Consider the following 16061-nt stretch of genomic DNA (forward strand, 5'->3'; position numbering starts at 1 on the left):
AAAATAAATAAATGATCGCACGTGTTACAACTGTTGCTTTTCGCGGTCTAGAAGCAGTCCCTGTCGATGTACAGGTTATGATTTCGTCTGGTAAAATAGGAATGGCTATTGTTGGATTAGCTGATAAGGCAGTTGCAGAAAGCCGTGAACGTGTGCAAGCAGCCCTCCACGCTTGTGGACTTTCTATGCCTACTAAACGGATTACGATTAATCTTGCACCAGCTGATTTGCCTAAAGAGGGCTCGCATTATGATTTGCCAATCGCTGTAGGCTTAATGCTTGCTATGGGAATCCTCCCTCCTGAAGTAGCACAAGACTATATCATTTTGGGAGAATTATCACTGGATGGTTCACTTACCGCTGTTAATGGTGTTTTACCAGCTGCCATGACAGCTTTATCACTCGATAAAGGACTGATTTGTCCCTTCCAATGTGGACCTGAAGCTGCTTGGGCAAATGCAGAAATAAATATTCTTGCCCCAGAGACTCTGCTCACTATAGTCAACCATTTCAAAGGAACCCAAATTCAAAAACCTCCACAACCACGCCAATATACTATCGAAACTGAACTCCCAGATCTTTGCGAAATCAAAGGACAGAAAACAGCCAAACGTGCCTTAGAAGTTTGTGCTGCTGGACGCCATAACCTTTTGTTTGTAGGACCTCCTGGTGCTGGGAAATCTATGTTAGCGCAACGCTTACCTTCCATTTTGCCACCTCTTGATAGCCGTGAGCTTTTAGATGTCTCTCTGATTGCTTCTATTACAGGAGAAACGGTTCATAATACCATTTCACTTCATTGCCCCTTTCGTTCCCCACATCATTCTGCTTCCATGGCCGCAATGATTGGTGGGGGACTTAAAGGACGACCGGGAGAGGTCTCTCTTGCCCATAATGGTGTGTTATTCCTTGATGAATTGCCTGAATTTTCTCCGCAGGTTCTTGATTCTCTTCGTCAACCCTTAGAAAGTGGGGAATCGGTTATCGCCCGCGCTAATCACCATATTAGCTATCCTGCTCGCTTCCAACTCATTGCCGCAATGAATCCTTGCCGTTGTGGTATGGCAGGCGAAAAAGACCATGTTTGCGCTAAAGGAATACGCTGCCAAATCGATTATCAGTCCCGTATTTCTGGTCCTCTGCTTGACCGAATTGATTTACGGATTGATGTCCCTGCTTTGACAGCTATGGACCTTATGCAACCAGAACAATCAGAAAAAAGCTGCGATGTTGCCAAACGCGTCGCACGATGCCGTACCATTCAAGCTAAACGTTTTGCAACAATGGGGTTTGATCATATTCGCACCAATGGCGATTGCCCTGCCAAAATTATAGAACAGATTGCCATTCCTGATAAAAGTGCGACCATACTCTTACGAGATGTGAGTGAAAAAATGCACCTCTCTGCACGCGCTTATCATCGCATTCTCAAAGTTGCACGCACAATTGCTGATCTTGACGGATCAGATAATCTTTCACGCTATCATCTCGCAGAAGCTATTTCCTATCGACTAGGCGCAGAAAGATTAACAGCCCTTAACTAAAAAACTATTCATCAATAAAAACTTATTGGAAAATAACGCAAATAAAGTTCTGTAAGTTTACCATCCTCTTCTAGAGATTTCAGCGCATAATTGAGTATATCAACCAATTTTTCATTCTTTTTTGCAACAGCAAGCTGCATTCCTTGTCCCAATAACTGTGGCGCCATATATGCCCCCCCAACAAAATGGCAGCAATCAACAGATTTTTGTTTTTTGAACCATAACGATAAAGCAAATCCATCATCAAAAATAAGGTCAATTTTACGCTCTTGTAATGCTTTATAGAGCTCTTCTCTCTTTTTAAATTCTTGCCATTTTGCTTTAGGAAAATAATGATGAAAGAGCTTTTCGTGAATACTTTTAGACAAAACACCACTGGTTAAATGTACCAATTGATCGCTTATTGGCTCATCGAGATCTAAAAGTCGAGAAGCAACAAATCGCGCTGGAAAGCGCAAATATGACTTTGTAAAAACAAGATCTTGCTGGGTTTTACTTGTTTCTTTTAAACCCGCAATAATGACTTCTGCACCACCATTTTTAACATATTCTACAAGCTCTTTCCAAGGAATTACTTCTACTTCACAAAGCTTCTCTAATTTTAATTTTGAGCAAATAGCGCGCAATAAATCGATATTATAACCTGCAAGATGCCCCGTTTGATCAAGGAAATTAAAAGGAGGAAAATCAAAAGTTGTTACAAAACGCAAACGAAGAATATCCGTCGTATCAGGTTGTACCAAATGTTCATGCGAATCAAAAAAAGAAGGCAACCTTTCAGCTTCTGCGTAAGAGGAAAATAGCCCCCCCCCTGCTACAAATAAAATACGAATAAAAATAATACGAATAAAAATATTGTATGGATTATTGAATAAAAAATACCATAAACGCAATTGAAGATGTTTTATATATATAGATTTTTTTATTTTCAAAATCTCTCCCCCATTTTTAAAGCTAAGATGCAACTCTTCTCGATTATTATCTAACGCTCTTCACCAAAATATCTGGCGTTTAATAAATAAAATTCTTGCTATTTTTAAAAACCATTGAAAATGCCTAAGCTTTTGGTGTTAATTTTCCCAAATGAATATATAAAAAAATGTAATTTTAGAGAAAGGCGATTTGATTTTTTAAATATAAGAAATAAGCTGTACATACTTTAGTGGCACACTCCATTTTATCAAAATATCAAAACCATTTTCTTGCGTATCACAACCAGAGGGAGTATATAGACACTATTAAAGAAAAGAGTAAAAATACCCTTCAAATGCCGAGGGGTTTCTCAACATTAAGGTTGTGTCAACATTTAAGAGCTGGAAAATAAAATGATGCCGCTGGTTTGCACCTTATTGTCAATATGGGCAAGATAGGGGACATGAATCTTGTAGTATTCACAGGGTATTGTGCGTTATACTATTTAAACATCGTTGTAAAATGAGTTTAGGAACATTGAGAGATGTTTCTTAAAAAAGCGCGTGAATAACAGCGCAATGGGGCTTTGTTTTAAATAAGGGACGTAACCTCCATTACAGGAATGAGAAAAACAAAAGCGTAAGACAATGCGTCATCACCCCCATTCTTTAAAAACATCGCCGTAGACGTTTTTAAAAGTTGTAAAACTGAATAAAAGAACGATAGTGGAAACGTGTTTTTACATTTACGCCTTTATATTTTCCACATTTTAAAGATGCCACAAACCAATATACCCAATATTTTCGCCTCAATCTAATATATAAAAATTTGAGCTGCTTAGAGAGCTCGTAACCTTTGTTTTAAATATACGGCAGCATTAGAATTGAAAATTGATTTATGGATAAAACAAGTAAGACCTTTGTTAGTCTAACACAAAAATGTATAACTAATTTTGAAACATTACGCATATGCAAAAATAAACAAAATAAATAGCATCATTATTGTAAAGCTTAATTGACCTCATTCCCACACCTCAAAGGAAAAGGATTCCTACTAGCGTTGACGTCTAGACAGTCCTGCTTCTCTCGACTAATTCTTTGGGGCTATCCACTCATGCAATTTACTTAACTAAAGGTTATACAAATAAACCCTGCTCCGAATATTCACCACACACTTTAAAAATACTTAATGTATCAAGGTAGTGCTTACTTTCCTTATATCACCATATCACCGCCCTAAATGACGGAGTTTTACGACATAACAGTACAATCTCATTTCATCATTCTCTTCATTATATATCGACAGATATTGAATCTAGTTCTGATATACGGTAAATGTTTAATGTGGTTATTCCATAAATAACTGATCAGAACATTAAGCTTTAAAAAAGCAGATAGAATATTGTAAATTGAACACAGGAATGGACTAACTTATGAGTGATGAAATAACCTCAGCGGCACAAAGTGATGATTATGGCGCTTCTTCTATCAAAGTCCTCAAAGGCCTTGATGCTGTACGCAAACGTCCTGGTATGTATATCGGTGATACTGATGATGGATCGGGTTTACACCATATGGTCTATGAAGTTGTAGACAATGCTATCGATGAAGCTTTAGCCGGTCATGCTACTCTTGTAAACGTTACACTCCATGCTGATGGTTCTTGTTCTGTTCGTGATAATGGACGTGGAATTCCGACAGATATCCATCCAACAGAAGGTGTTTCTGCAGCTGAAGTTATTATGACACAGCTTCATGCCGGCGGAAAGTTTGATCAAAACTCTTATAAAGTTTCAGGTGGATTACACGGTGTTGGCGTCTCTGTTGTGAATGCATTATCCGTTTGGCTTAAATTGCAAATCAGACGGAATGGTAAAATTCATGAAATATCATTTACCCACGGAGTGGCTGATGCTCCATTAAAAGTTATTGGCGATTGCGATAGAGAAAGTGGAACAGAAATCAGATTTTTACCAAGTTCTGAAACTTTTACTATGGTTGAGTTTGATTTTGAAACTTTGGAGCGCCGTTTACGGGAATTAGCCTTTCTAAATTCTGGCGTTTATATTCTCCTTGTTGACGAGCGTCATGCTGATACTAAATCAATTGAATTACATTATGAAGGTGGATTAACGGAGTTTGTCAAATATATTGATCAATCAAAAAAAGCTCTGCTTGATAATCCTATTTACATTGCAAGTGAAAAAGATGGTATGAGCGTTGATGTTGCCCTATGGTGGAATGATTCCTATCATGAGAAGGTCCTGTGTTTTACCAATAATATTCCTCAGCGTGACGGTGGAACTCATTTGATAGGTTTTAGAAGTGCCCTTACGCGCCAAATTAATGGCTATGCTGAATCTTCAGGTATTGCTAAAAAAGAAAAAGTAAACTTAACCGGTGATGACTGCCGTGAAGGATTAACAGCTATTCTTTCTGTGAAAGTTCCTGATCCAAAGTTTTCTTCACAAACAAAGGATAAGTTAGTCTCTTCTGAAGTGCGTCCTATTGTTGAAAATTTGGTCAATGAAGGTCTTTCAGTATGGCTGGAAGAACATCCTCATGAAGCAAAACTTCTCATTAGTAAAGTGGTAGAAGCTGCAACAGCACGTGAAGCAGCACGCAAAGCACGTGAACTCACAAGACGAAAAGGGGCGCTTGATATCACTTCTTTACCAGGAAAACTTGCCGATTGCCAAGAACGTGATCCTGCAAAATCAGAAATCTTTATTGTCGAGGGGGATTCGGCTGGCGGTTCAGCAAAAAGTGGGCGCTCACGTCAAAATCAAGCAATTTTACCCCTTCGTGGTAAAATTCTCAATGTTGAACGAGCACGTTTCGACCGCATGCTCTCATCTGATATGATTGGAACACTTATTACAGCTCTTGGAACGTCTATCGGTAAAGATGAATTTTCACCGGATAAATTACGTTATCATAAGATTATTATCATGACAGATGCGGACGTTGATGGAGCCCATATTCGTACTCTGCTGCTCACTTTCTTTTTTAGACAAATGCCCGAGTTGATTGAACGTGGGCATCTTTATATTGCTCAGCCTCCTCTTTATAAAGTATCGCGTGGAAAATCTTCCCAATATATTAAAAATGAAGCAGCATTTGAAGAATTCTTGATCGATACTGGATTAGAAGAAACAACGCTTGAGCTTTCAACGGGAGAAGTTCGTGCAGGGGCTGATTTGTATCAACTCGCTAAAGATGCTCGTATATTACGTCAACTTTTAGATGGTCTTCATACCCGTTATGACCGTAATATCGTTGAACAAGCAGCAATCGTTGGCGCTTTTAATCTTGAAGTCTTTGCAACACAAGAAAAAGCGCAAAAAATAGCAGATACTATAGCACACCGCCTTAATCTGATTGCTGATGATATGGAACAAGGTTGGAGTGGACAATATACAGCAGATGGAAACTTATGTTTTGAGCGTATTTTGCGTGGTGTTAAAGATGTTGTTACGCTTGATGTGGGACTTATAAATTCAACTGACGCACGCCAAATTGATCGCATTTCCCAAAATTTTATCGACATATATCATCCTCCTGTTCTTTTACGTCGCAAAGATAAAACAGAGCGTATTTTTGGTCCTATGAGCCTTTTAGAGAGCATTTTTACAAACGGTAAAAAAGGTATTACTCTTCAACGTTATAAAGGTCTTGGGGAAATGAATGCTGAACAGCTTTGGGAAACAACGCTTGATCCTAATGCACGTTCTCTTTTACAAGTAAAAATTAATGATGCAACCGATGCAGATTCACTCTTTTCTCGTCTCATGGGTGATGAAGTTGAACCTAGACGTATTTTTATTCAAGACAATGCCTTAAGCGTTGCCAATCTTGATATCTAAAGGTACTCTTCTGTTTTTAGCTGTGTAAATGTCGCAGTTTTATACGTTGTTTTTTCGTATTTGAACATTCCCTCTTTATTTCATTTACGATAAAAGAAAAATAAGGAAGGTCATACACATGGCAGTTGAAACAGAACGTGTAGGAGCCAAGGGTGGCATGGAGCACTCTTTTGGTTTTACAAGAGTAGATGAAACACAAAAACAATCCATGGTGGATGGTGTGTTTCATTCTGTTGCTGAAAATTATGACAAGATGAATGATATCTTATCATTAGGGTTACACCGTGTGTGGAAAAATTCCATGATTGCTTGGCTTTCCCCACCAGCACTTTCTCATTGGAAAGTTCTTGATGTCGCTGGCGGTACAGGTGATATTGCTTTTCGTATTCTCAATGCTTCACGCCAAAAAGCCCATGCTACAGTGCTTGATATTAACGGCTCAATGCTCAACATTGGCAAAAAGCGCGCACAAAAAAATGGTCTTGCCCCTCTGATTGATTTTGTTGAAGCCAATGCAGAAAATCTACCTTTTGAAGATCAAAGCTTTGACGCTTACACTATTGCTTTTGGAATTCGCAATGTTCCTCATATTGATCAAGCTCTTAGAGAAGCTTTTCGTGTTTTAAAGCTCGGTGGACGTTTTTTATGTTTAGAATTTTCAAATGTCGAGACGCCTCTGCTGGATAAAATTTATGATCTTTGGTCTTTCCATGCTATCCCTAAGCTTGGTCAATTTATTGCAAATGATGGTGATGCTTATCGTTATTTGGTTGAATCTATCCGCAAATTTCCTAAGCAAGATGATTTTGCCCATATGATCAAGCATGCAGGATTTTCGCGGGTATCGTACCGCAATCTCACCGGTGCGATTGCAGCGCTGCATTCAGGTTGGAAAATTTAAAAATGGTGCAAATTTCCCCTTACCTTCAATTGATGCATGCAGGATGGGTTTTAGCACGTGAAGGTGTTTTAAGTGCTCTTCCTCATGATGATCTTCAAGGATTTCCAGCGCTATGTCATCGTATAGCGAGTGCATTAGCACGACGCAAAACGAAAAAAAAACAGCGATCTGAAAATATTTCGTATGCCATTAATAAGCTTGGACCCTCTTACATAAAACTTGGTCAATTTCTTGCCACAAGACCTGATATTGTTGGGCGTGATATTGCGGAAGATTTGTCACAACTACAAGATCGTGTCCAAACATTTTCTTGCACTGCTGCTGTTGCTCAAATTGAAAGTTCTCTTGGTCGCTCTATCGATGATTTATTCATAAATTTTTATCCCCCCATTGCTGCAGCTTCTATTGCTCAAGTTCATCCAGCTGAATACAGTGATGAAACTGGTCATACGAAAAAATGTGCTGTAAAAGTTATTCGTCCTAATATCAGAGCACGTTTTTCTAAAGATCTTAGAGGATTCTATCTCATTGCTCACTTACAAGAGCGCTATATCCCTGCCTCTCGAAGGCTTCGTCCTGTTCGTGTGGTAGATACTTTAGCACAAACAACACGCATTGAAATGGATTTACGTTTAGAAGCAGCGGCTATATCTGAAATGGCTGAAAATATTCAACATGATACAGGCTTTCGGGTTCCACGTATTGACTGGGAACGGACAGGACGTAATGTTCTTACAATGGAATGGATTGATGGTATCAGAATATCCGAAATTTCCAAACTCAAAGAAGCAGGATTTGATTTGCAGGCGCTTGCCATTACGCTTATTCAATCTTTTCTTCGTCATACATTGCGTGATGGTTTTTTTCACGCTGATATGCATCCTGGTAATTTATTTGTAGATGCAAAAGGATGTATTGTTGCTGTTGATCTAGGCATTACAGGAAGGCTTGGCAAAAAAGAAAAGCATTTCCTTGCTGAAATCCTTTATGGCTTTATTACCCGTGATTATCATCGGGTTGCACGCGCCCATTTTGAAGCCGGTTATGTTCCTTCACACCATAACATTGAAAGCTTTGCGCAAGCCAACCGCGCTATTGGCGAACCAATACATGGACAATCAGCACAAAGTATTTCCATGGCTAAATTGCTCACTTTATTGTTTGAAGTCACTGAATTATTTGACATGCAAACGCGACCTGAACTTTTATTGCTGCAAAAAACGATGGTTGTCGTGGAAGGTGTTGCCCGCACATTAGACCCCACTTTTAATATGTGGAAAGCTTCTGAACCTGTTGTCAAAGAATGGATTAGTAAAAATTTGGGACCTGTAGGCGTTGCAAAAGACTTTAGTGAAGGAGCGCAAGCTCTCCTTTCGCTGGCACGCAAAACACCACAATTGGTTCAAAATTTCCAACGGATAGAAGAAGATTTCGATCAAATGAGAAAAACAGGTTTTAATCTTTCTCCTGCCACCATCAAACAACTTGCTGTCGAACAAAGTCGTAGAAACCGTTATGGTCGTTATAGTCTTTTCATCATTGCGCTTTGTTGCGTTTGTCTCACTTTTTACTTTTTTCATCTTTTCTAATTTCCTTAATATGCTAAAAATATCAACGATGAAATCATTGCAATCATTTTATTTCTTGGAGGTATTTTATGGCCAGTATTACTATTCGTAACCTGTCTCCTGAAACCAAAGAAGCTTTGCGCATACGTGCCGCGCAAAATGGTATTTCTATGGAAGAAGAAGTCCGACGCCTTTTAAGCAATCCCACTCCTCTCACCACACAACTCTCTCATACTAGTGCTGTTGAAGTGCAATCATTGAAATCAAAATCTCTCCTTCTTATTATTGGGGGAAGTATTGCATCCTATAAAGCACTTGATTTGATTCGCCGTTTACAAGAACGTGGAGCACACTTAAAAGTTGTGATGACAAAAGCAGCGCAAAAATTTATTACGCCTTTAGCTGCTGAAGCTTTAAGCAGTGGTACTGTATATACTGATTTATTTTCACGCGAAGAAGAACACGATATTGGACATATCCGATTAGCACGTAATGCTGACCTTATTATTTTAGCCCCTGCTACAGCCAATCGCATTGCAAAAATAGCCAATGGCATAGGAGATGATCTGGCTGATTGCATCCTTTTAGCGGCACGCTGTCCACTCTTAATTGCACCCGCTATGAATCCGTCCATGTGGGCGCATCCAGCCACTATTCGCAATGTTGCACAACTGCGCGCAGATGGCGTTCATATCATTGGACCAGAAATCGGAAATATGGCTGAACGTGACGAGATAGGATATGGGCGCATGAGCGAACCTTTAACGATTGTCGCTACCATAGAGGCTCTTTTGAATGTGCATGAAAAACCTCTCTCTGACCGCCATTTCATCGTTACCTCTGGCCCTACCCATGAACCAATTGATCCAGTGCGTTATCTTGCTAATCGGTCTTCAGGTAAACAAGGTCATGCCATCGCAACTGCTCTTGCGCATTTGGGTGCAAAAGTAACACTTATTTGTGGACCTGTTAATCTTGCAGACCCACAAGAAGTAAAAACCATTCATGTTGAAACAGCACAACAGATGTTACAAGCCGTTCAAACCGCATTGCCTGCTGATGGTGCCATTTTTGTCGCCGCTGTTTGTGATTGGCGCAGTCAAACGCAGTCTTTACACAAAATTAAAAAGAATGCTCATAAAATACCACCATCCCTTCATATGGTCGAAAATCCTGACATTTTAGCAATGATTGGACACGCTCCAAATCGCCCCTCATTGGTCATTGGTTTTGCTGCTGAAACATGTGATATTATTGCCAATGCGCAAAAAAAATGTGTTGAAAAAGGAGCTGATTTCATTCTTGCTAATGATATTTCTCTTCAACTAGATGGCACAAGTGTCATGGGTGCTGATACAAATCAAGTTTATCTCGTGAGTAAGGAAAAAGTTGAACAATGGCCCCATATGAGTAAACAACACGTAGCGCAAAAATTAGCAAACATGATTGTATCATTTTTTGCCCCCCAGACACCTACTCCTCATGAGGAAAATATACCCCATTTCAAATAATAACTCTTCAAATGCATTCATATTAAAACACCTTATAAAATAGAACTAACAATAGGTGTCTATCTATCTCGATTAGTATACAATATTTTGAGTTATAATGATCATCTAGCGTTGTTCATATTAAATTAGAATCCTGAATATCGTAAGATTCTCTCATTTCAACTCTCTCTCATGTTGAATCAATAAAAACCATTTTCTTGCACGTTGCAAAGAAGGATAGCCGTATGAATACAAAACGTTTAAGAAAGAACTAAAAACGCTTATAATGGACCGTCTCAAGAACAGAGCTGTCGAGCAATACTGAGAGAATGATGGTGCCCGCAGTGCTCTTTTATTAAGTGTAAAGATAGTGGTGCCCTATAAGTTTTATATTATTCACGAGAGCTTTACCCTTATACCATTCACAAGCACTGTTGGGAAATGGGTGTGACGAGCGTTGGGAAATGTTTCTTTAAAAAATTCTATTTCACCCATAGCCATCATAAAAAGTAGGATCTATTGCACCTCTGTTTCCCCAGCTTATAAAAAACAAGCTATTATTTACTTTGCCTACCATCAATTTTGAGAAAGCTCTTGCACTGGATAGAGTTTATAAAAGCATTTTCTTTCTTCAATGTTTTTATCCCCATATTAGTCCTATTTATGATGTGCAAATAAATGCTTTTGATTGTTTCATGATGAGAGCAGCTAATAAGAAAATATGACAACTTTACTTGGGGCTCTTATTCACTATGAAAAATAATGTATAAATCAATGTATTATAACATCTCAATGCAATTTGAAGCATATCTCACACTGATGCTCATAAAGAATGTAAACAAAATTCATTGCACCACTGTCTATAAGTTTATGAAACTGACGCCTTTATTATTTTCCTCAGTGATCGGTCTTTAAAATTAAATGTGTGTGTCCTCTCTCCAGCATACCAAGACCACAAAGACTAGGATTTGATCCATGATATCCTCACATTGTGATGTTTCATGAGAAGCATTTTTAGTCCTTTATCGAAAGCTTTGTATCCATACACTGGTCTCGCCTATAATGTGCAAGTAAATAATTTTTTGATGTTGAATAAAGGCTTTGAAATTAAAGAATATTTCTATATTTTGGATTCTTATTCAAGTTGAAAATGATCAATTCTCTTCATAAATTAGTGGTGTTATTATCTAAAAATTATTTGATACAGTGCACCACTTATATGAAAAGTGCTTCAATGAATTCTTACTTCATTGCACTTATAGCTTTTAAAATTCAAAATCTCATCATTTTTAATCATCAGTGGTGTCTCCCACTCTTTGCTTCTTCTCAAGAAATTACCCTTCCATGGGATATGGACAGTCAATCGCCTAAGCTTATTTTTTCCACTTCTATCATATTAATCATTCTGTTGCCCAAATCAGAATATCTACAAGCTACTACGTTACTCCTATTCCATTGAACTCAATATGTTTTGAATAAAAGCGAGAGGCAAAAGCATGCCGCCAAATAGTATAAAAGTACAGAGCATTAGGAATTGTGCAAAACAATTAAGCACGTAGATAAACGAAATTAGACAACTCTACTGAATAAATAGAAGTCAACAACTTTCCTCCCAAATAGTTCTTATTCCTTAATTTTTACATATATCATATAAACGCAATAACCTACACTCTGTACAAAAATATTAAAAATTTCTTCTACAACAGCTGCTTTTTAAATTCTTCTTGATTTTTAAAAATCAAAATTTCTATCTATTCAAACTTTATTTTAAACAAAGAAGCCTTAGCCGTTTTTTATAATGTTCTTGAAAAGAAATCTTGTAATTCAAAAAAGAAAAAACTACACCGTACATTCTTTAAATATATTTCTTGTTTTTTTTGCTTCTTTCCTTAGTTTATTAATTTATGATTTTTACTGCTGCCTATCGTGCTTTACAACGTCTTCTGACCTCGCAATATAGTATTATGATACTGAAAGCATTAGGGATTACTTTTTTCATTCTCGCCATTTTATGGTTATGTGTGCACCAACTTTTTATGTCTTACTTTTGGCCTTGGATTGCTCAGTTTTTTCCTGAACTCCCTAGTTGGGCGGGATGGATTGGTTTTAGCATGCTTATCATTTTTAATCTTGGTTTGGCTCTTTTGTTGGCTTTTTTGATTGCACCAATCGCAGCTATGATTGGTGGTTTTTTCATTGACTCTGTTGCTGAAATCATTGAAAAAGAGGATTACCCAAACGAGCCTATTGGACAAGCTTTGCCGTTTCAGCGTTCTCTTATCATTTCCTTTAAATTTGTTATTTTAAGCCTTCTTGGTAATGGAATTGCTTTTATTTTATTCTTCATACCAGGTATTAATTTAATCGCTTTTTACGTTATTAATGGTTATTTGCTTGGTCATGAATATTTCTTGTTTGCTGCTTATCGTTTTCGAACAGAGCAAGATGCACGTGCTTTTTTACATACTCATTACACAACGGTTTTTGGTGCAGGATTATTAATAGCGCTTTTTGTTTCGATTCCAATTCTTAATTTAACAACACCGCTTTTTGCAGCCGCCTTTATGACATATTTACACAAAATGCTTTCCCAAAAGACCATGGCACGCATTACACAAAAATAATGTTACTTGACTTTAAGGCTAATAAAACTTGCCAGCCAAAAAAGCATAATATAAAATTTTATGCTTTATCTTTTATTAAAGTAATATATTGATTTATAACGATAATTTATTGTTTCACAACATGAGTGAAAAACCTAAATATCATGAGGCTTTCTCATTTTAATCCTATTCATATTGGATTAATTGAAATCGTTTGTTAATATGTCATAAACGGAGGTGGTGTGTAGATAAAGGTACTTTCAAAAAGGCGTGAAATATCTTTTATGAATCCTCTCAATGCAAACATTATCGTCACATTAAAACTGGAAAAGAGTATGATGGTATCGATTTGTACCTTCTATTTCAGTAAAAATGAAGAGCATAATGTATTTTATACCATTTACGGAGAGTATATACTCTTCTGAGGATAGTCATTAAGAGAGTTTTGGTGATTATTGAAAAATGTCTTTGTAAAACAAGCATATGAATGAGTAATATAATAGCATTTTTGAGGGTATTCAATTTTAATTGTGAAAAGCGCGCGCTTTAAAGAAACCTTTTGAAAAAAATCTTGCTCTGATGATAACGTTTCGCTAATATGGTGTTATCATGTACATTATCTTAAATGGATTATTTTAGCCTTGTTAAAGCCTTATATTATAAGGTTTCTTTTCTTAAAAACTGTTGATACGAATGATTAATTGGATTTTCATTTTTATTAAAAAATAAGGGGTTTGTTAACCATCGCAAGGAGTGAATTTTAATACCAAAGTAAAAAAATAAAAATTAAAAAACAAGCTATACGTACACAGATAAAAGTATTAAATAGACTCCTTTGTTCCACCGGTAAAGCAAATGTGACTGCTTAGGTTCATATTCTTTCAAATCATGCGAAAGATGTGTAATATTTAAAGGAAGGTTATAAAGATGAACTGGATTACAAATTATGTTCGTCCTAAAATTAACTCTATATTGGGGCGCCGTGAAATTCCAGAAAATCTATGGATTAAAGATCCTACCAGTGGTGAAATGATCTTCCATAAAGATCTGGAAGCTAATCAATTTGTAGCTCCCAATTCTGGCCATCATATGCGTATCAGCGCTAAAAATCGTCTCATGCATTTTTTTGATGATGGTGTTTATACAGCTCTTGAAAATCCAAAAGTTGTAACAGATCCTTTAAAATTTCGTGACGAAAAACGCTATATTGACCGGTTAAAAGATTATCGTTCTAAACTTGGTGTTGATGATAATATTTTAAGTGCACGTGGTACGATTGAAGGCTTACCAATCATTGCGACCGTTCAAGATTTCGCCTTTATGGGTGGATCACTCGGTATGGCTTCAGGAGAAGCTATTATTAAAGCTTTTGATACTGCCATTGCCGAAAGGCGCCCGTTAGTTCTTTTTTCTGCTTCTGGTGGCGCACGCATGCAAGAAGGAACACTCTCGTTGATGCAAATGCCTCGTACAACCGTAGCGATTGAAATGTTGAAAGAAGCAAAACTTCCCTATATTGTTGTGCTGACTAATCCAACCACCGGTGGTGTTACTGCTTCTTACGCCATGCTTGGTGATATTCACATTGCTGAACCTGGCGCTATGATTGGTTTTGCTGGTCCACGTGTGATTCAACAAACTATACGCGAAACCCTACCAGAAGGTTTTCAAAGTAGTGAATATCTGCTCGAACATGGTATGATTGATATGGTTGTATCACGTTTAGAAATGAAAACAACAATTGCGCGTCTTTTACGTTTGATGATGAAACGCCCTGCTGTTTTTGACCCTTCCGATCCATCCCCAACAGACTCTCAAACATCGCTTTCTACAACAAAAGCAGCTTAAATTTATGCAACAAAACCAGATACAAAGGGTGGTGGATGATTTACTAAAAAATTATCCGAAAAAATTTGATCTTTCTTTAGAGCGTATTATTCACCTTTTAGAGCGTCTTGGTAATCCACATTTAAAACTTGCCCCTATTATTCACATCGCTGGAACAAATGGCAAAGGATCTGCCTCAGCGATTTGCCGTGCTCTTTTAGAAAGTGCAGGATACTGCGTTCATGTCTATAGCTCACCTCATCTCGTCAACTGGAATGAACGCTGCCGGTTAGGTCAAAAAGGAGGTGGTCAACTTGTTACAGAAAACCAATTGGCTGAGACAATCCGTGAAATTATAAAAGTAAATCGTCAAGAGCCGATTACTATTTTTGAAATTTTTACAGCCGCTGCCTTTATGCTGTTTAGTACACATCCAGCTGATGTTGTCATTTTAGAAGTTGGGTTGGGAGGGCGTTTTGATGCTACCAATGTCATTAACAAACCAGCTGTATCGCTTATTATGCCCATTGATTATGATCATGAGAACTTTCTTGGAAACACAATTGCTCAAATCGCTTTTCAAAAGGGGGGAATTATCAAACCAAATGTTCCAGTAGTCATCGGGAAGCAAAATTATGAAGAAACTCTTGCTACTTTAATACCCCTTGCCGATAAAAATAAAGCACCTTATTCTCTATTTGATCAAGATTATCAAAGTTATAAAGAACATGGACGTATGGTTTTTCAAAACAATCAAGGTCTCATGGATCTTTCACTTCCTAACCTTATTGGAGACCACCAAATTGCCAATGCTGGCGCATCTCTTGAAGCAGTTTGTCAAGCAGGTTTTCAACTTTTAGAACAAACCATAAATGACGCTTTGAAAAATATTTATTGGCCCGCACGGATGCAACATCTTATCCAAGGACATTTGGTTGATCAACTGTCTCCTAATATTGATTTATGGTTAGACGGTGGTCACAATCCTGCTGCTGGAAAAGTTATTGCGGCAGAACTTACACAATGGAGAGAAAAAACAGATCGTCCCATTATTATGATTGCTGGCATGCTCAATACCAAAGATGCTGTCGGTTATTTTCGTTCCTTAGCGAACCTTGTCGATAAAATATATACGATACCGCTGATTAACAATAATGCCAGTATCTCTCCAATAAAATTAGCTGAATCAGCGCAAAAAGCAGGAATCTTTGCTACTCCACAAGCACATCTACAAGATGCTTTGCATAAGATTAGAGCCGAATATAAAGAGGCAATTGTCCTTATTAGTGGTTCCCTTTATCTTGCGGGCGATATTTTACGTGACAATAAAACACCTCCATGCTAGAAATTG

General features: G+C 37.6%; 9 protein-coding genes. 8 read left to right on the forward strand and 1 reads right to left on the reverse strand.

From position 1 onward, the window contains the following. The first annotated feature begins 11 nt into the window (after positions 1–11). Positions 12–1544 carry a YifB family Mg chelatase-like AAA ATPase gene (locus tag ACFIK8_RS00485; RefSeq protein ID WP_375668836.1) on the forward strand — a complete coding sequence of 511 codons (1533 nt, stop codon included), beginning with the start codon at positions 12–14 and terminating at the stop codon, positions 1542–1544. Between the two features lie 11 nt (positions 1545–1555). On the opposite strand, the gene ACFIK8_RS00490 is transcribed toward ACFIK8_RS00485, so the two are convergent. Then, positions 1556–2476 carry a transporter substrate-binding domain-containing protein gene (locus ACFIK8_RS00490; RefSeq protein ID WP_375635384.1) on the reverse strand — a complete coding sequence of 307 codons (921 nt, stop codon included), beginning with the start codon at positions 2474–2476 and terminating at the stop codon, positions 1556–1558. Between the two features lie 1412 nt (positions 2477–3888). Between ACFIK8_RS00490 and gyrB the strand changes: the two genes are divergently transcribed. The 7 genes from gyrB to ACFIK8_RS00525 all read left to right on the forward strand — a co-directional run bounded on the left by gyrB (position 3889) and on the right by ACFIK8_RS00525 (position 16055). Continuing rightward, entirely contained in the window at positions 3889–6321 is a 2433-nt protein-coding gene (gene gyrB, locus ACFIK8_RS00495) for a DNA topoisomerase (ATP-hydrolyzing) subunit B (protein ID WP_375655576.1), read from the forward strand. 118 nt (positions 6322–6439) lie between these two features. Next, on the forward strand, positions 6440–7222 hold the full coding sequence (gene ubiE / locus ACFIK8_RS00500) for a bifunctional demethylmenaquinone methyltransferase/2-methoxy-6-polyprenyl-1,4-benzoquinol methylase UbiE (RefSeq protein WP_375635382.1): 783 nt from the start codon (positions 6440–6442) through the stop codon (positions 7220–7222). Positions 7223–7224: 2 nt separating this feature from the next. Next, positions 7225–8811: a 2-polyprenylphenol 6-hydroxylase gene (gene ubiB / locus ACFIK8_RS00505; protein ID WP_375644366.1), complete on the forward strand. Its 1587-nt coding sequence runs from the start codon at positions 7225–7227 to the stop codon at positions 8809–8811. A 68-nt stretch (positions 8812–8879) separates the two neighbouring features. Beyond that, positions 8880–10301: a bifunctional phosphopantothenoylcysteine decarboxylase/phosphopantothenate--cysteine ligase CoaBC gene (gene coaBC, locus ACFIK8_RS00510; protein ID WP_375635380.1), complete on the forward strand. Its 1422-nt coding sequence runs from the start codon at positions 8880–8882 to the stop codon at positions 10299–10301. Between the two features lie 1883 nt (positions 10302–12184). Continuing rightward, the gene (locus tag ACFIK8_RS00515) at positions 12185–12904 is read left to right on the forward strand and encodes a sulfate transporter family protein (RefSeq protein ID WP_375635379.1); all 720 of its coding nucleotides are present in this window, start codon (positions 12185–12187) and stop codon (positions 12902–12904) included. 906 nt (positions 12905–13810) lie between these two features. Beyond that, positions 13811–14731, forward strand: a complete 921-nt coding sequence (accD, locus tag ACFIK8_RS00520) for an acetyl-CoA carboxylase, carboxyltransferase subunit beta (RefSeq protein WP_375635378.1) — start codon at positions 13811–13813, stop codon at positions 14729–14731. A 4-nt stretch (positions 14732–14735) separates the two neighbouring features. Next, positions 14736–16055 (forward strand): bifunctional folylpolyglutamate synthase/dihydrofolate synthase, encoded by a 1320-nt coding sequence (locus tag ACFIK8_RS00525; RefSeq protein WP_375668838.1) that lies wholly within the window; start codon positions 14736–14738, stop codon positions 16053–16055. Positions 16056–16061: the final 6 nt, after the last annotated feature.

The sequence above is a fragment of the Bartonella sp. MR168JLCBS genome (assembly GCF_042194175.1).